Raw genomic sequence first — 17,466 nt, 5'->3', positions numbered from 1 at the left:
GACAAACAATCATGTCCCGGCAACATAAAACAATTGAAAGAGTATGGCACTGATTAACGAACATTTTCTGAAACTACAAAACAATTACCTTTTCTCAGACATCGCAAAAAAGGTAAACAGTTTCAAGGTTACACATCCGAAAGAGAAAATTATCCGCATGGGTATCGGTGATGTAACACAACCATTAGCCCCTGCCGTTATCGAAGCCATGCACAAAGCAGTTGATGAAATGGCAAGCAAGGAAACCTTTCATGGATACGGACCGGAACAGGGCTATTCCTTTCTGATAGACGCCATCATCAAGAACGATTACGCCAGCCGTGGCATTTTTATCGAACCCGGTGAAGTATTTGTCAGCGACGGTGCTAAAAGCGACTGCGGAAATATAGGCGATTTGCTTCGTCACGATAACAGCATCGGAGTAACAGACCCGGTCTACCCGGCTTACATCGACTCGAACGTGATGAGTGGACGAACCGGTATACTGGAAGACGGTAAATGGAGTGATGTGGTCTATATTCCTTGTACGGAAGCCAACAACTTCATACCCGATTTACCCGGTCGCCGTGTAGATATTATTTACCTCTGTTATCCGAATAACCCGACCGGAACAACCCTTACAAAAGAGGAATTAAAGAAATGGGTAAATTACGCGCTTGCCAATGATTGCCTGATTATGTACGACTCGGCTTACGAAGCCTACATTCAGGACCCGAATATACCCCATTCCATCTATGAGATAAAAGGGGCGAAAAAGGTGGCAATCGAATTCCGCAGTTTTTCCAAAACAGCCGGTTTCACAGGCGTACGTTGCGGTTATACGGTTGTCCCGAAAGAATTGAATGCTTTCACCTTGGCAGGCGAACAGGTTCCGCTGAACCGGATGTGGAATCGCCGCCAGAGTACAAAGTTCAACGGCACAAGCTATATAACCCAACGGGGAGCAGAAGCTATCTATAGTCCGGAAGGGAAAGCACAGGTAAAGGATACAATTAATTATTATATGACCAATGCCAAAATTATGAGAGAAAGCCTCCAGAGTTGCGGCCTCAAAGTGTATGGTGGCGAAAATGCCCCTTACATCTGGTTGAAGACCCCAGACGGCCTCTCCTCTTGGAAGTTTTTTGACAAGCTACTTTATGAAGTCTATATAGTAGGGACCCCCGGTGTGGGGTTCGGGCCCAGTGGTGAGGGCTATCTCCGCCTCACCGCTTTCGGAGACAGAGACGACACATTGGAAGCCATGGCCAGGCTGAAGAAGTGGATACTCTGAATTAACTGTCGATGCGAAGGAGGGATACTGCGCAAATATCCCCCTTACCTATCCTGATAGCAAGGAAGCATTAGGCAAAGTGTTTAACGGTTATCAAACAGAAAAAACATGATGAAAACAATTACTCTTAAGCAGGCATTTCTGTCTGCTACGGCTCTACTTATGTCTTTTTCTGCCTTTGCACAGGAAGAAAAGAAGTTTGAAATTGCGCCGGCTGCCGACCTCGTCAGCAGCTATGTATGGAGAGGGATGTACCAAACAGGACCTGCCATACAGCCCAGCCTGAGCATGTCGTATGCAGGGTTATCTCTCACAGCGTGGGGTTCATCGGATTTCTCCGGTTCTTCGGATGAATATAAGGCAAAGGAATTCGACCTCACATTAGGATACGGAATCGGAGGATTCAGTATAGCAGTTACCGATTATTGGTGGTCCGGTCAAGGTGCCCGTTACGGACGCTACAAGACAGACCATTATTTTGAAGGGACTATCGGATATAATTTTGGTGAGAAATTTCCTTTGAGCCTGACCTGGAGCACAATGTTCGCTGGTGGCGACAAGGACCCGGAAGATGGCGACCGGTATTACTCTTCGTATTTCGAAGCTGCCTATACTGTCAACGTCTGGGGTATCGATTTCACACCCAGTTTCGGTATCTCTCCCTTCAAAAGCCAGTATAGCGACGGTTTCGGACTGAACAGCATTTCACTAAAGGCCAGTAAAGAGGTTAAAATCACAAACTCTTTCTCGCTACCGATATTTACCCAAGTGATTGCGGCTCCTGAGCATGATGATATATTTTTAGTATTCGGCATTAGCTTATGATATAGTCTCTGACTCTGAGCTATAATGCTATAAGAAACAAAAATACAGGTTATCAGAAAATAGGATAAAGGAACGTATAGAAAAGCCCGTCTGTTTATTGATTTTATAGAATGTTATACCGCATAGCCATCCCCTAACTAAGAGAGGCGGGCTTCTATACACCTTTTCCAAAAGTATTAATCGGGTGAGACATCACCCAAACTCTTTAAGTTATGAAAAAGATTGAAGCTATTATTCGCAAGACCAAGTTCGAGGAAGTGAAGGAAGCTCTTCTTGCGGCAAACATTGAATGGTTCTCTTACTATGAGGTAAGAGGAGTTGGCAAAGCACGGCAAGGACGTATCTATCGTGGCGTTGTGTACGACACAAGCTACATCGAACGGATACTTATCTCCATCGTAGTACGCGACAAAAATGTAGAGAAAACAATACAAGCTATCATCAAGGCGGCCCAGACTGGTGAAATCGGAGACGGACGTATCTTCGTCATTCCGGTTGAAGACTCTATCCGCATCCGTACCGGCGAACGTGGCGACATCGCTCTCTATAACGCAGAAAAGGAAGAATAAGAAAAGAAAGAGAAGAAGTTCAGGTAGTTAGCAGTCATCAACGACTAACTACCAGCTACTAACTACAAATACAAAAGCTTTATGGATACAACATATACAATTACAGATTTAGCCCTATCGCTAGATACCGTGTGGATGCTGCTTGCAGCCATGTTAGTGTTTTTCATGCAACCGGGATTCGCCCTTGTGGAAGCCGGTTTTACCCGTACAAAGAATACGGCAAATATATTGATGAAGAACTTACTCGACTTTATGTTGGGTTCGCTGCTCTTCTGGGCCATAGGTTTCGGTCTTATGTTCGGTACAGGAGGTTTCTGCGGAATACCTCACCTGTTTAATATCAGTTTCTATAAGACAGAACTGCCGGTCGAAGGGTTTCTGGTATTCCAGACAGTGTTCTGCGCGACAGCTGCCACCATCGTTTCCGGTGCTATGGCCGAACGTACGAAATTTTCCATGTATCTGGCTTATACGGTCCTTATCAGCGTACTGATTTATCCGGTAAGCGGTCATTGGACATGGGGAGGCGGATGGTTGATGAATGGCGAAGAAGGTAGTTTTATGATGAATACTTTCGGAACCACGTTTCACGACTTCGCAGGTTCTACCATCGTCCACTCTGTAGGAGGCTGGGTTGCCCTAGTCGGTGCAGCCATTCTCGGCCCGCGTATCGGTAAATATGGTAAAGACAAGAAATCACATGCTATCCCCGGCCACAGCCTGATGCTGGCTGCTCTGGGTGTATTCATCCTATGGTTCGGTTGGTTCGGTTTCAACCCCGGTTCGCAGCTGGCCGCTTCCGGAGAAGGTAACCGTACGGCTATTTCACATGTATTCCTGACAACCAACTTGGCAGCTTGTGCCGGAGGTTTCTTCTCTCTGGTTGTTGCCTGGTGCAAATATAAGAAACCGTCTCTTTCACTGACACTGAATGGTGTATTGGCAGGCCTGGTCGGTATCACAGCTGGTTGCGATTTGGTATCTCCGGCAGGAGCAGTTTTGATTGGAGCCATTTGCGGGACAGTGATGATATATGCGGTAGAATTTATCGACAACGTACTGAAGATTGACGACCCGGTCGGAGCTTCTTCCGTACACGGTGTATGTGGATGTCTCGGTACTATCCTGACCGGTTTATTCGCTACCGAAGAAGGTCTTTTCTACTGCGGAAGCGCAAACTTCCTGCTGGCGCAGATATTCGGAGCCGTAGTGGTAGGATGCTGGGCTGCCTTCATGGGATTTGTGGTATTCAAAGGACTCGACATCGTACATGGACTCCGCGTTCCGGCACGTGTGGAAGAAGAAGGATTGGATATTTACGAACATGGTGAAACGGCTTACAACAGCTAAGAAAAAAAGGGTGGCTTACCTTGAGGGGGACACCACCCTTGCCTTAAAGGGCGAGTTATACTTGCCTCGAAGGGGAAAATACATGATAACAATCAACATTTAAAACTATAAAGATTATGTCACTTATCATTCCAAAAGATTACAAACAGACGTTGACGCCTGAAACAACAGAACAGGCCATCCGTATGCTGAAAACCGCTTTTCAGGAAAAATTGTCAAAATCACTGAACCTGCGTCGTGTGACTGCCCCCCTATTTGTTCTTTCTGGAACAGGCATCAACGACGACCTGAACGGTGTTGAACGCCCTGTCCGTTTTCCTATCCACTGCATGGGCGACCGCACAGCCGAAGTTGTTCATTCGCTAGCCAAATGGAAACGGATGAAACTGGCTTCATACCGCATTCCTGCCGGATACGGACTTTACACCGACATGAACGCTATCCGTGGCGACGAAGAACTGGACAATCTCCACTCTCTTTATGTAGACCAATGGGATTGGGAACGTACGATACACCCGGCAGACCGGAATCTGGATTATCTCAAGAAAACGGTTCGCTGCATCTATTCCCTTTTGAAAGAAATTGAAGTGATGGTATACGACTGTTATCCTCACATAACTCCGTTTTTGCCCAATGAGATAACATTTATCCATTCAGAAGAATTACTGAGCATGTACCCATGCCTCTCCCCGCGCGAACGAGAAACAAAAGCTGCCGAAAAGTTCGGAGCTATCTTCATTATCGGTATCGGTAACGAACTTGCCAATGGAGAAAAGCATGACGGACGCGCCCCGGATTACGACGATTGGAGTTCCGTCAACTCTAATGGATTTAAAGGGCTGAATGGGGACATCATTCTCTGGAACGATGTACTCAAGTGTGCTTTTGAACTCTCATCCATGGGCATCCGGGTAGACAAAGAAGCACTATCACGCCAGCTTGACATCTGCGGTTGTCCCGAACGCAAGGAACTTGAATTCCACAAAGCTTTGCTGGAGGACCGTCTACCGCTTTCCATCGGTGGAGGTATCGGGCAAAGCCGTCTCTGTATGTTCTTCCTTCGCAAGGCCCATATCGGTGAGGTACAAGCCTCTATATGGCCGGAAGAGCAGGTTGAAGAATGCAAACAGAATGGGATTATCCTTTTATAATTGATTATTACTAATTCTCTATAAAATCAGGTATTATGTCAAAATTAAGATTTAGAGTAGTAGAAACAGCCTTCAAGAAACGGGCTGTAGAAGTACCGGCACCTGCCGAACGTCCGTCTGATTATTTCGGACAAAATGTATTCAACCGTGCGAAGATGTTCAAATATCTTCCAGAAAAGGCATACGAACGGATTACAGACTGTATCGACAACGGGGCTCCCTTAGACCGTGAAACAGCCGACGCCGTAGCTGCCGGTATGAAGAAATGGGCCATTGAAATGGGTGCAACACACTACACACACTGGTTCCATCCGCTAACTGAAGGAACGGCTGAAAAGCATGATGCTTTCGTTGAACATGATGGTAAGGGCGGTATGGTCGAAGAATTCTCCGGTAAGTTGCTGATACAGCAGGAACCGGATGCGTCCAGCTTCCCGAACGGTGGTATCCGCAATACATTCGAAGCACGCGGATATTCAGCTTGGGACCCTTCTTCTCCTGCATTTATCGTTGGTGACACACTGTGTATCCCGACTATCTTTATCGCCTATACCGGCGAATCCTTAGACTACAAAGCCCCATTGCTTAAAGCCCTCGAAGCCGTCAACAAAGCTGCTGTAGATGTTTGTCATTATTTCAATCCGGATGTGAAGAAAGTATATGCTTATCTGGGTTGGGAACAAGAATATTTCCTTATCGATGAAGGCTTGTATGCCGCCCGTCCCGACCTGTTACTGACAGGCCGCACACTGATGGGGCACGAAAGTTCCAAGAACCAACAGTTGGAAGACCATTATTTCGGAGCTATTCCGACACGCGTAATGGAATTCATGAAAGACTTGGAAATGGAATCCCTCAAACTGGGTATCCCATTGAAAACACGTCACAACGAAGTTGCCCCAAACCAGTTCGAACTGGCTCCTATCTTCGAGGAATGTAACCTGGCCAACGACCACAACCTGCTGGTTATGGCATTAATGCGTAAGATTAGCCGCAAACATGGTTTCCGTGTTTTGTTGCACGAAAAGCCTTTCAAAGGTGTAAACGGCTCAGGTAAACACAATAACTGGTCGTTGGGTACCGACACCGGAATCTTACTGATGGCTCCGGGCAAAACTCCGGAAGACAACCTACGTTTCATCACTTTTATAGTGAACGTTCTTATGGCTGTTTACCGTCACAACGGATTGTTGAAAGCCAGCATATCCAGTGCAACAAATGCTCACCGACTGGGAGCAAACGAAGCACCTCCAGCAATCATCTCCAGCTTCCTCGGCACACAGATTTCCGAAGTATTGGAACACCTCGAAAAGAGCGAACCGGAAGACTTGATGCTGGCTGGTAAACAGGGAATGAAATTGGATATCGCTCGTATTCCTGAGTTATTTATCGATAATACGGACCGCAACCGTACCTCTCCTTTCGCCTTCACCGGAAACCGCTTTGAGTTCCGTGCCGTAGGTTCAGAAGCCAACTGTGCCTCTGCTATGCTTGCTTTGAATGCAGCCGTAGCCGAACAGCTGAAACTCTTTAAAACAGAAGTCGACGCAAAAGTAGCTGAAGGTAAAGAAGTATTTGCTGCTATCCTCGAAATCCTCCGCAAGGATATCAAGGAATGTAAAGCTATCCATTTCGACGGAAACGGTTACAGCGAAGAATGGAAAGCCGAAGCTCTCCGCAGGGGTCTGGATTGCGAAACGAGTGTCCCGCTCATCTTTGACAATTACTTGAAAGATAGTAGTGTGAAAATGTTCGAATCGACCGGTATTATGACCCGTAAGGAATTGGAAGCCCGCAATGAGGTAAAATGGGAAACTTACACCAAGAAAATCCAGATTGAAGCCCGTGTATTAGGGGATATCGCAATGAACCATATCATCCCGATAGCTACCAAATATCAAACTTCTTTGATTGACAATGTCTACAAGATGAAAGACCTCTTCCCGGCTGAGAAGGCTTCTGCTCTTTCTTCCCGTAACCTGGAAATCATTGAAGACATCGCTCATCGTACTAACTTCATCAAAGAAAAGGTAGACGAGATGATAGAAGCCCGTAAAGTCGCCAACAAGATTGAAAGCGAACGCGAAAAGGCTATCGCTTACCATGATACGATTGTACCGATGCTGGAAGCTATCCGTTATCATATCGATAAATTGGAATTGGTGGTAGACGACCAGATTTGGACATTACCGAAATACAGAGAACTATTATTTATCAGATAATTTTACAAGGGGCAGTTCATCTATCTGCCCCTGTTTTCATTATTCAGACAGTAGTTTTTTGTTGATTGTTTTGTGTTTGCAAGGGGAGTTCGCTGTGAAGCCGGCTCTCCTTCTTTTTTATCCCGTACAAAAACTTTATCTTTGAAGCCTATAAATACAATAATATGAACTACGGATTTGTAAAAGTTGCTGCCGCAGTGCCTCATGTGCAGGTTGCGGATTGTTTTTATAATATAGAAAAGATAGCAGGTCTGATGCGTCAGGCATCAGCTAAAGGAGTTCAGATGATGGCTTTCCCGGAACTGTCGGTCACAGCCTATACCTGTATGGACCTGTTCGCCCAGCAAACATTACTGAATAATGCAGAAAAGGCGTTACTCAAATTAGTTAAAGATACCGCCGAAACAGATATTCTAACCATTGTCGGTGCCCCGCTCCGGACAGAAAATAGACTTATCAATGCCGCCATAGCTTTCCAAAAGGGAGAAATACTAGGAGTCGTCCCCAAGACATATTTGTCCAATTATAAAGAATTTCAGGAGCAACGATGGTTTACACCTGCTGCGGAATTGCGGAAATCGACCATCCTCATCGGCAAAAAGGAATACCCTCTCGGTAGCCACCTGCTGTTTAAGTCGGGACAACTATCTGTCGGCATCGAAATATGTGAAGACCTTTGGGTTCCCGTCCCCCCTAGTTCTCTGTTGGCTATGGAAGGGGCCAATATTCTCTTTAACATATCGGCAAGCAATGAACTTATCGGCAAGCATAAATACTTGCGTTCATTGATTTGCCAGCAATCTGCCCGTTGTGTAGCAGGATATGTATATGCGTCTTCAGGGTTTGGAGAGTCGAGTACCGACCTCGTTTTTGCCGGTAACGGTATCATAGCGGAAAACGGAAATTTGCTTGCCTCCTCTCCCCGCTTCACGATGGAAGAACAGCTCATCATCAGCGAAATCGATATCGAGACATTACAAAATGACCGTCTGGTGAATAACAGCTTTATGTATGGAGCCTCTACCCTGCTCCCGGAAGAAACAAAAACAGTAGAATTTAAAGTTCAAACTCCAGAGAACCTCGAGCTAACCCGTCCTATCGACCCGCATCCGTTTACCCCATCCGGTGATACGCTAAAGGAACGTTGTGATGAAATTTTCCATATACAGATAGCCGGTCTGGCCAAACGTATCCTCCATGCCCATGCCCGAACAGCTGTAGTCGGTATCTCGGGAGGATTGGACTCCACTTTGGCTTTGCTTGTTACCGTCATGACATTTGACATCCTGAAAATGCCTCGTAAGCAGATTATCGGCATTACAATGCCCGGTTTCGGCACTACAGGACGCACTTATAATAATGCTGTCGACCTCATTCGTTCCCTTGGTGTTACTCTGAAAGAAATATCCATTAAAGATGCCTGTCTACAGCATTTCAAAGACATCAATCACAGCCCGTCCGTACACGACGTTACATACGAAAACAGCCAAGCGCGCGAACGCACCCAAATACTGATGGACGTAGCCAATCAGGAAAACGGCCTAGTCGTCGGAACCGGAGACCTTTCCGAACTTGCACTCGGTTGGGCTACTTACAATGGTGATCACATGTCTATGTATGGTGTAAACGGAAGTATTCCTAAAACACTAGTCAAATACCTCGTTGAATGGGTTGCCAATCATAAAGTGGATGAAACCTCGCGCTTTACCCTGTTGGATATTGTTGATACCCCTATCAGCCCGGAACTCATTCCGGCCGACGAAAACGGCAATATCAAGCAAAAGACAGAGGATTTGGTCGGTCCGTACGAATTGCATGATTTCTTCCTTTACCATTTTCTTCGTTTCGGTTCGCATCCATCCAAGATTTATTTCCTGGCACAGAAAGCTTTTGCCGGAACTTACGACAATGTCACAATAAAAAAATGGCTGAGTACTTTCTTCCGCCGCTTTTTCCAACAACAATTCAAACGCAGTTGCCTGCCCGACGGTCCGAAAGTCGGTTCCGTCAGCCTCTCCCCCCGTGGAGATTGGCGTATGCCGAGCGATGCGATGGCTACTCTTTGGCTTGAGGAAATACAAAAACTTTAAGGCTTTTCCGGGAAAAAGCGTAAGACTTTTATGGAAAAAACGTAAGTTCTTTTATTATCATACCAACTTACAAAAAAAGGGTTGACTAACTATCATTGTTAGACAACCCTTTTTATATAACGTTTACCGTATCTAATTCATAGATAAGTATCTTTTACAATGCAAAAGCCGGCTGACGGTGAATCCACTGACCACGCGTAAAGTCCGGGAAATCAACTAAAGCACCACCACGGGCTATAGACATTTCCGACAGACCCGATATTGCACTCCACGCAGCCGCATCATAACAATCCATAGGAGCCGGTTTCTTATTACGAATAGCGTTAATTAGGTCGAACATCATGACATAGTCCATACCGCCATGACCGGCTTCAGCAGCTTCAGCTTCGTGTTTAGCCCACAATTCATGGTCATATTTTTTCAGCCATTCTTCTGAATCGTCCCAACGATGAGGTTTGGATTTTCCTTGGATATAAATGTGATCGCCATCATTCATCCACAAACCTTCCGTACCTTGTACACGGAAACCTAAGGAATAAGGACGAGGAGAATTGGTATCGTGAGTCACAATAATCGTTTGTCCGTTAGCACATTTAATCATTGTAGTTACGATGTCACCCAAATTAAAACGAACCTTAGCCAACGGATGGTTTTCCCCACCATTGTCTACAATAAACTTATGTAATCCACGAGATTGGGTAGCCATAGAAGATAATGACATGAAACGATTGCCACGATTGATATCCAAACAATTGGCAACCGGACCGATACCGTGAGTCGGGTAAACATCACCGTTACGACGTACGGAGTGATTCGTACGCCACTGAGCTTCGGCAAAAGCTGTCGGACCCATACGTAAATCACCGCTTCCGGGTACATAATTATAATTCTTGCCATCGTTAAACTTCACCTCACGCAAATCATGTTCATACCCACATTCGCAATGCAGCAATTCTCCGAACAATCCCTGGCGGGCCATGTTCAAAGCAGCCATACAGTCACGGCGGTAGCAAACATTTTCCATGATATTCAGGTGACTGCCGGTTGCTTCCGAAACGTTCACCAAATCCCAACATTCTTCCACCGTGTTAGCAGCCGAAACTTCCACTCCTACATAAGGAACACCGGCTTTCATAGCTGCTACAGCCATCGGAGTATGCCATTCCCAAGGGCTGGCAATAATAATACAATCAAATTCTTCATTGTCCAGCATCTTCAGGAATTCCAAATCGCCACCTTTGTAAACTTTCGGAGCTTCCACATTAAAATTAGCGATATGCTTCAAAGTCCTGTCAATGGGTCCTTGCTGGATATCGCAGATAGCTACGATTTTATTACCCGGGATAGAAAGAACATTATTGATATGTTCGTGGCAACGCGAACCTGTTCCTATAAAACCAAAACGAAGTTTGCCATCATCTTTGCCGGCAGGTTTCTTTTTTTTGTCGGCAGGAGCTTCTGTTACTACTGTAGCGGCGGCGTTACCGCTCAATGCAAGACCAGCTGTACCAATTCCGGCAGCGGTCACCTTTTTCAGGAATGAACGACGAGTGTTTTCCATGCTCTATTTAGTATTTCTATGTTAAGTGAGCAAAATTATAACAATATCTTTATAAAACCAAAAATATAATCCCAATTGCTACAAAACAATCTAAATCTATCTCTTTTTAGGCGTTTTTTTAGGTTCTTGTTGTTCTGTTCTCTTTTTATTCCGCCAGAAACTACCATCACGCTTACTTCCGAACATATTCCGACGCTTGGATTCTTCTTTAATAGCTTTCTTTTTTTCAGCAACAGCCTCCTTGACTTCTGCCGTTTCAAATTCGTGTCCTCCGGCTACTTGTATATTTTTTCCTATCAGCTTCTGAATATCTTTCAGATAAGGTACTTCATCCACATCACAAAAAGAAAAAGCAACCCCTTCGCGTCCGGCACGTCCGGTTCGTCCGATACGGTGTACATAGGTTTCGGGCACATTGGGTAATTCATAATTGATTACATGTGAAAGATGGTCTACGTCGATACCACGAGCTGCAATATCTGTGGCAATCAAAACACGTGTAGTATGGTCTTTAAAATTTCCCAAAGCACGCTGACGGGCATTTTGTCCTTTGTCGCCATGGATGGCTTCCGCACCGATGCCTGATTTATTCAGTACACGTGCCACTTTATCAGCACCATATTTAGTACGGGTAAAAACCAGAACAGATTCCAACGACTTGTCTTCCAATAGCTTTTTCAGCAGATTAACCTTCTCCGCTTTTTCAACAAAATATACATATTGCTCTATCTTATCTACCGTAGAAGAAGCAGGCGTTACTTCCACTTTTTCCGGTTCATGCAGAATAGTTCCCGCCAAACGTTCGATTTCCGGCGGCATCGTTGCTGAAAAGAAAAGAGACTGACGTTTTTTCGGAAGCAACGGCAAGATACGTTTGATGTCATGTATAAAACCCATATCCAGCATTCTGTCTGCCTCATCCAGTACAAAATACTCAAGTGTATTCAGACGGACAAATCCCTGATTTATCAAGTCCAGCAAACGTCCCGGCGTAGCAATCAACACATCAATACCTTTTTCCAAGGCATCTGTCTGGGGCTTCTGCCCTACACCTCCGAAAATAACAGTATGCCTCACTCTCGTATAACGTCCGTATGCCGCAAAACTTTCACCTATCTGAATAGCAAGTTCACGAGTCGGAGTTAAAATCAAAGCTTTAATACCCGGCTTACGACCTTGTCGACTCTCTTGTTCTATTTTCTGAATAATCGGGATGGAAAAAGCAGCAGTCTTTCCTGTTCCTGTCTGTGCACAACCTAATAAATCATATCCATCCAGTACAACGGGAATGGCTTCGGCTTGTATGGGGGTGGGAGTTGTATAACCTTCTTGTTTGAGAGCCTTATGTATCGGCTCTATCAATTCTAATTGTTCAAATGTCATGTATAAAATATGAGCCGTCGCGACTCCTTTAGTAAATATTGACGGCAAAGGTACAAAAAAACCGGTATCTCTACAATTATTTTTTATATTTGCAGCTCTAACGGACAAATGAACCCTCTTTGAGTACTCCATGAAAGAATTGTTATTGCTGTTAAAGCGATTTTTCGGATACACATCGTTTCGTCCTCTACAGGCAGAAATCATACAACGTATTTTACAAAAAAAAGACGCGCTCGTATTAATGCCTACAGGAGGAGGAAAATCTATCTGCTTCCAGCTTCCCGCCATATATTTGCCAGGGACAGCTATCGTCGTATCTCCTCTAATCGCTTTAATGAAAGACCAAGTGGAAGCCCTGATAGCCAACGGTATTCCAGCTGCAGCCCTCAACAGCCTCATGCCCGAAGAAGAACGCCACCGTATACGCCAACTTTGCATACAAGGTAAAGTAAAGTTGCTTTATATCTCACCTGAAGGAATAATGAGCGAGCTTCATTGGCTCTTGCAACGCATCGATATTTCACTGATTGCCATCGACGAAGCACATTGTATTTCACATTGGGGACACGATTTCCGACCGGAATATACCCAACTATCCGTTCTGAAAGAGAACTTTCCAAAAGTCCCGTTAATTGCACTTACTGCGACAGCAGACAAAATAACACGCACAGATATCGTCGAACAGTTAAAATTAGTTGACCCTAAAATATTTATTTCCTCATTCGACCGTCCGAACCTTTCACTCACAATCCGTCGCGGATTAAATAAAAAAGAAAAGACTGCTGCCATTGTCCATTTCATCCATGCACATCACCGCCAAAGCGGTATTATTTATTGCATGAGTCGCAGCAATACGGAAAAATTAGCAGAAGAATTGGCGGAATACAGTATCCGAACCATCGCTTACCATGCCGGCTTACCACCCGAAAAACGGGAAAAAGCGCAAGAAGATTTTATCAACGACCGGGTACAGGTGGTTTGCGCAACCGTTGCTTTCGGCATGGGTATAGACAAAAGCAATGTACGTTGGGTAATTCACTACAATATGCCGGGAAGTATTGAAAACTATTATCAGGAAATAGGCCGTGCCGGACGCGACGGGATGAAAAGTGACACGTTACTTTTCTATTCGGTCGGCGATTTGATTATTCTACGTCGTTTCGCCGAAGATAGTGGTCAGAAGGATGTCAACCTACAAAAACTGAACCGTATGCGTCGTTATTGTGAAGCCGATATTTGTCGTCGTCGTATCCTGTTGAGTTATTTCGGAGAAGAAACGGAAACAGATTGCGGCAATTGCGACGTATGCAAAAATCCTCCTCAGCGTTTTGACGGTAGCATTCTGGTTCAAAAGGCTTTAAGTGGCATTTTCCGAACTGGACAATTTGTAAATATGTCCACTCTCATCGATATTTTACGCGGTTCCGAACGAGCAGAATTGACAGAAAAAGGATATAACAAACTGAAAACGTTTGGAGTCGGTAAAGATTTGAGTTACAAGGAATGGAAAGAATATCTGTATCAAATGCTGCAATTGGGCTATATCGAAATCGATTATGCCTCAGCCGGACGACTGAAAGTCACACAATTGGGAAGAAAAATACTCTTTGGAGAACAAACCGCAATGATGACAGTCTACAAAGAAACAAAAGATTTTGCCTTACCAACTAAAAAAGGAGGTTTCAAATACCGTCCCATCCGCCCTATCCAATCGGCATCCGTGGAGGAAACATTGCTGGATTCTTTACAGCAACTCCGTAAACAAATTTCCGAACGGGAGCATATTCCCGCTTATATTATATTTTCGGATGATGCCTTGGATGATATGGTCGAAAAAAAGCCGACAACTTTGGATGCATTCAGCGAAATACGTGGTGTAGGACAACTTAAACTCGACAAATACGGAAAAGTATTCGTAGCTCTTATCCGTTTCGTCCTCCGCCTACCCAAAGAAAGCTGAAGTTTCGGGCACAAAACAGAAAAAAGAATTCATATCAGAAAACGTTCAGTCAGGCCACCAAAAGCATCAATACGACGGTCACGGAAAAAAGGCCACCAACGACGTACATTTTCACTACGAGCCTTATCTATCTCCACTACACAGATTTCTTCTTTATCATTAGATAACTCTGCCAATAATTCTCCCTGAGGACCTGCAACAAAACTATTTCCCCAAAACTGAATACCATTCGTTTGTCCGGAAGGATCCGCTTCATGCCCTACACGATTCACGGTTATCACATGTAATCCATTAGCAACTGCATGTCCCGCTTGAACAGTGACCCAAGCAGTCAACTGGCGTCCTTTTTCTTCGTCGGTATCAGTACTTTCCCATCCGATAGCAGTCGGATAAATCAACAATTCCGCCCCTTTCATAGCCATAAGCCGGGCAGCCTCGGGATACCATTGATCCCAACAAACCAAAACACCCAACTTTCCTACGGATGTTTGAATAGGCTCAAAACCTAAATCACCCGGTGTAAAATAAAATTTTTCATAATAAGCCGGATCATCCGGAATATGCATTTTCCGGTATTTCCCAGCTATCGTTCCGTCTTTTTCTATAACAACTGCCGTGTTATGGTACAAACCGGGAGCGCGCTTCTCAAAAAGGGAGAGAACAAGCACGATGCCTAATTCCTTTGCCAAAGCACCGAATATTTCAGTGGAAGGACCGGGAATAGGTTCTGCCTGATTGAATACATTTGTATCCTCTGTCTGACAAAAATACAAACCATTGTGCAATTCCTGCAACACAACAAGTTCTGCACCTTGTGCAGCACAAAAGCGAATATTCTGCTGCAACTTCACGATATTTGCCGTACGTTCCGCACTATTTGCCTGCTGGACTAATCCTACTTTCATCCCTTTCTTTCAATTATTCATTATTAAAATTCATTCAATAAACCCTTCCGGATACTGCATTGTCACACAATGTAACGAACCATGTTGCTTAATCAGCGGTAAACAGTTAATACCGATAATTTCGCGGTCAGGAAAAGCCCGTTGCAAAGCATTTTTTGCAAGTTCATCTTTTGGTGAATTATAAAAAGGGAGCAATACTGCACCATTTATAATCAAAAAATTAGCATAAGTAGCAGGAAGACGTTCTCCCTCCCATTCTACTTTATCGGCCATTGGCAAGGAGATAAGATGATATGGTTTACCGTCTGCCTGTGTAAAAGATTGTAATTCTTGCTCCATCGCCTGAAGTTCTTCAAAATGTTCGTCTTCCGGATCCGTACACTGTACATACGCAATTGTATCTTCACTGCAAAAACGAGCCAACGTATCAATATGGCTATCCGTATCATCGCCAGCCAAATAACCGTTTTCCAACCATAGAATACGGTCAAAACCCAATATCTCTTTCAGATAACTTTCCAATTCTTCCTTTTGGAGATATTCGTTACGATTAACAGACGATAAGCACTCCACTGTTGTCAATAATGTTCCTTGGCCATCAGACTCTATACTGCCGCCTTCCAAAACAAAAGGTTGCATATTGACAGGCAACACATTATCTGCAAATGTGCTTTGTGCAAACAAATTACGGGTAATCAAATTATCCAGATTTGCGGGAAACTTCATTCCCCAGCCGTTAAAAACAAAATCATAGACTACAGGTTCTCCATTATCAAACACGGATATTCCACCATGGTCGCGTGCCCAAGTATCATTCGTTTCCATTTCCCGGAAAATAATACGACTGTAATCCACCAACCCCAATTGATTCCGTACAACCTGTTCATCCAAACAGACAATCAACAATTTTTCATGCTTTATGACCTCTTTAGCTATCGAGACAAAACAAGGAATCACCTCTTCCAATATCGGAGCCCAATCAGTCCCTTCATGTGGCCAGGTCAGCTGTACAGCACTCTGCGGATACCATTCTGCCGGCAATATAATTTTATTTTCCATTTGTTCTTACATCCATTTCTATATTTATGCAAATGTAAACATTTCTCTACTAATAACCGACAAGATACAAATTCCTATACACAGAAAAAAAGATAAAAATATTTGGTAATTAAATAAATCAACTTAACTTTGCATCACAAAGTACTTTTTATTCTCACAAATATTATGAACAAACAACTAGAAGACATAAAGGTTATACGGGAAATGATGGAGTGTTCATCTAAATTCCTATCTTTAAGTGGATTATCCGGCATTGTAGCGGGAATCACAGCTATTATTGGAGCTTTTATTGCCGACTTCTATATACTACCTCTTAATAATGATTTCACACCTACACACGAAGAGATGTTTCACAAAATGCTCCTTCTTATTGTTGATGCGATGGTCATTCTGTTGATTTCAATTTCTTTCGGCATCTATTTTTCCCGCAGAAAAGCGATAAAGAACAATCAGAAAATATCCGGCAGTCTCATTCGAAAAACCTTATACAATCTGAGTATTCCTCTTCTGACAGGTGGAATATTTGCCTTTATTTTCCTATTGCAAGGTAATATTCCGATGGTAATTGCAATGACGCTTACCTTCTACGGATTGGCATTGGTGAATGTATCCAAATATACATACGATGAAATTCACTATTTGGGGCTTTTAGAAATTATCCTTGGTGTTGCCGCTGCAATCTTTACACAACACGGGATATGGTTTTGGATATTCGGCTTTGGGTTCTTCCATATATCTTATGGTATAACCATGTATATTAAATACGATCTGAAAAAGGATGAAAAACATCATATCGAAATTAAATAAAGCATTCGAAAGCCGTATCCGGTTGGGAATCATGTCCATACTGTCAGTCAATGATTCTGCTGATTTCAATACAATGAAACAGCTGATGGAACTGACGGACGGAAACCTGGCAAGTCATCTGAAATCCTTGGAAGGACTAGGCTACATCCAATCATTCAAGCAGTTTATAGGTCGCAAACCGAATACATCTTACATGCTCACAGAAGATGGTAGGAAATGTTTCAAAGAACATCTGGATGCTTTGGAAGAATTAATAAAATAATATTTTTTTGTCTATCAACTTTGAATCACAAAGTACTTTTCACTTCACT

At 43.9% G+C, this 17,466-nt stretch carries 14 protein-coding genes; 10 read left to right on the top strand and 4 right to left on the bottom strand.

The annotated features are described in order from the left end of the window. The first annotated feature begins 43 nt into the window (after positions 1 to 43). The 7 genes from DW103_RS06235 (at position 44) to DW103_RS06205 (ending at position 9,480) form a co-directional block, all read left to right on the top strand. Positions 44 to 1,273, top strand: a complete 1,230-nt coding sequence (locus DW103_RS06235; RefSeq protein WP_122274796.1) for an LL-diaminopimelate aminotransferase — start codon at positions 44 to 46, stop codon at positions 1,271 to 1,273. A gap of 108 nt (positions 1,274 to 1,381) precedes the next feature. Then, positions 1,382 to 2,098, top strand: a complete 717-nt coding sequence (locus DW103_RS06230) for a hypothetical protein (RefSeq protein ID WP_233545625.1) — start codon at positions 1,382 to 1,384, stop codon at positions 2,096 to 2,098. A gap of 212 nt (positions 2,099 to 2,310) precedes the next feature. Next, complete coding sequence (locus DW103_RS06225; protein WP_122274795.1) at positions 2,311 to 2,667, top strand: P-II family nitrogen regulator; 357 nt, start codon at positions 2,311 to 2,313, stop codon at positions 2,665 to 2,667. Between the two features lie 81 nt (positions 2,668 to 2,748). Next, positions 2,749 to 4,017 carry an ammonium transporter gene (locus DW103_RS06220; protein ID WP_122274794.1) on the top strand — a complete coding sequence of 423 codons (1,269 nt, stop codon included), beginning with the start codon at positions 2,749 to 2,751 and terminating at the stop codon, positions 4,015 to 4,017. 116 nt (positions 4,018 to 4,133) lie between these two features. Next, a complete protein-coding gene (asnA, locus tag DW103_RS06215; RefSeq protein WP_122274793.1) occupies positions 4,134 to 5,168 on the top strand; it encodes an aspartate--ammonia ligase in 1,035 nt (344 codons plus the stop codon). 35 nt (positions 5,169 to 5,203) lie between these two features. After that, the gene (locus DW103_RS06210; protein ID WP_122274792.1) at positions 5,204 to 7,390 is read left to right on the top strand and encodes a glutamine synthetase III; all 2,187 of its coding nucleotides are present in this window, start codon (positions 5,204 to 5,206) and stop codon (positions 7,388 to 7,390) included. A 164-nt stretch (positions 7,391 to 7,554) separates the two neighbouring features. After that, positions 7,555 to 9,480: an NAD(+) synthase gene (locus DW103_RS06205; RefSeq protein ID WP_122274791.1), complete on the top strand. Its 1,926-nt coding sequence runs from the start codon at positions 7,555 to 7,557 to the stop codon at positions 9,478 to 9,480. Between the two features lie 154 nt (positions 9,481 to 9,634). Here the strand turns inward: DW103_RS06205 and DW103_RS06200 are convergent, their stop codons facing one another. Together DW103_RS06200 and DW103_RS06195 are read right to left on the bottom strand one after the other, a co-directional pair. Beyond that, positions 9,635 to 11,041: a Gfo/Idh/MocA family protein gene (locus DW103_RS06200; RefSeq protein ID WP_122274790.1), complete on the bottom strand. Its 1,407-nt coding sequence runs from the start codon at positions 11,039 to 11,041 to the stop codon at positions 9,635 to 9,637. A gap of 96 nt (positions 11,042 to 11,137) precedes the next feature. After that, entirely contained in the window at positions 11,138 to 12,424 is a 1,287-nt protein-coding gene (locus DW103_RS06195; RefSeq protein ID WP_122274789.1) for a DEAD/DEAH box helicase, read from the bottom strand. 130 nt (positions 12,425 to 12,554) lie between these two features. On the opposite strand from DW103_RS06195, the gene recQ reads away from it, so the two are divergent. Continuing rightward, entirely contained in the window at positions 12,555 to 14,384 is a 1,830-nt protein-coding gene (gene recQ, locus DW103_RS06190; RefSeq protein WP_122274788.1) for a DNA helicase RecQ, read from the top strand. 29 nt (positions 14,385 to 14,413) lie between these two features. On the opposite strand, the gene DW103_RS06185 is transcribed toward recQ, so the two are convergent. Both DW103_RS06185 and DW103_RS06180 read right to left on the bottom strand, forming a co-directional pair. Further along, the gene (locus DW103_RS06185; RefSeq protein WP_122274787.1) at positions 14,414 to 15,289 is read right to left on the bottom strand and encodes a carbon-nitrogen hydrolase; all 876 of its coding nucleotides are present in this window, start codon (positions 15,287 to 15,289) and stop codon (positions 14,414 to 14,416) included. Between the two features lie 30 nt (positions 15,290 to 15,319). Continuing rightward, positions 15,320 to 16,348: an agmatine deiminase family protein gene (locus DW103_RS06180; RefSeq protein WP_122274786.1), complete on the bottom strand. Its 1,029-nt coding sequence runs from the start codon at positions 16,346 to 16,348 to the stop codon at positions 15,320 to 15,322. Between the two features lie 165 nt (positions 16,349 to 16,513). Between DW103_RS06180 and DW103_RS06175 the strand changes: the two genes are divergently transcribed. Both DW103_RS06175 and DW103_RS06170 read left to right on the top strand, forming a co-directional pair. Further along, positions 16,514 to 17,155, top strand: a complete 642-nt coding sequence (locus DW103_RS06175; protein ID WP_233545624.1) for a hypothetical protein — start codon at positions 16,514 to 16,516, stop codon at positions 17,153 to 17,155. After that, the gene (locus DW103_RS06170) at positions 17,127 to 17,417 is read left to right on the top strand and encodes a transcriptional regulator (protein ID WP_122274785.1); all 291 of its coding nucleotides are present in this window, start codon (positions 17,127 to 17,129) and stop codon (positions 17,415 to 17,417) included. Before DW103_RS06175 ends, DW103_RS06170 begins: the two co-directional genes overlap by 29 nt. The last annotated feature ends 49 nt before the right edge of the window (positions 17,418 to 17,466 follow it).

The sequence above is a fragment of the Parabacteroides sp. AM08-6 genome (assembly GCF_003473295.1).
Lineage (GTDB): Bacteria > Bacteroidota > Bacteroidia > Bacteroidales > Tannerellaceae > Parabacteroides.
The sequence above is the reverse complement of the archived record's forward strand: the minus strand, read 5'-3'. Positions and strand labels throughout refer to the sequence as shown.

Excerpts from the sequence above, each read along its gene's own strand:
- DW103_RS06235 (WP_122274796.1), top strand. The coding sequence starts at position 44 with ATGGCACTGATTAACGAACATTTTCTGAAACTACAAAACAATTACCTT.
- DW103_RS06230 (WP_233545625.1), top strand. The coding sequence starts at position 1,382 with ATGATGAAAACAATTACTCTTAAGCAGGCATTTCTGTCTGCTACGGCT.
- DW103_RS06225 (WP_122274795.1), top strand. The coding sequence starts at position 2,311 with ATGAAAAAGATTGAAGCTATTATTCGCAAGACCAAGTTCGAGGAAGTG.
- DW103_RS06220 (WP_122274794.1), top strand. The coding sequence starts at position 2,749 with ATGGATACAACATATACAATTACAGATTTAGCCCTATCGCTAGATACC.
- asnA (WP_122274793.1), top strand. The coding sequence starts at position 4,134 with ATGTCACTTATCATTCCAAAAGATTACAAACAGACGTTGACGCCTGAA.
- DW103_RS06210 (WP_122274792.1), top strand. The coding sequence starts at position 5,204 with ATGTCAAAATTAAGATTTAGAGTAGTAGAAACAGCCTTCAAGAAACGG.
- DW103_RS06205 (WP_122274791.1), top strand. The coding sequence starts at position 7,555 with ATGAACTACGGATTTGTAAAAGTTGCTGCCGCAGTGCCTCATGTGCAG.
- DW103_RS06200 (WP_122274790.1), bottom strand. The coding sequence starts at position 11,041 with ATGGAAAACACTCGTCGTTCATTCCTGAAAAAGGTGACCGCTGCCGGA.
- DW103_RS06195 (WP_122274789.1), bottom strand. The coding sequence starts at position 12,424 with ATGACATTTGAACAATTAGAATTGATAGAGCCGATACATAAGGCTCTC.
- recQ (WP_122274788.1), top strand. The coding sequence starts at position 12,555 with ATGAAAGAATTGTTATTGCTGTTAAAGCGATTTTTCGGATACACATCG.
- DW103_RS06185 (WP_122274787.1), bottom strand. The coding sequence starts at position 15,289 with ATGAAAGTAGGATTAGTCCAGCAGGCAAATAGTGCGGAACGTACGGCA.
- DW103_RS06180 (WP_122274786.1), bottom strand. The coding sequence starts at position 16,348 with ATGGAAAATAAAATTATATTGCCGGCAGAATGGTATCCGCAGAGTGCT.
- DW103_RS06175 (WP_233545624.1), top strand. The coding sequence starts at position 16,514 with ATGAACAAACAACTAGAAGACATAAAGGTTATACGGGAAATGATGGAG.
- DW103_RS06170 (WP_122274785.1), top strand. The coding sequence starts at position 17,127 with ATGAAAAACATCATATCGAAATTAAATAAAGCATTCGAAAGCCGTATC.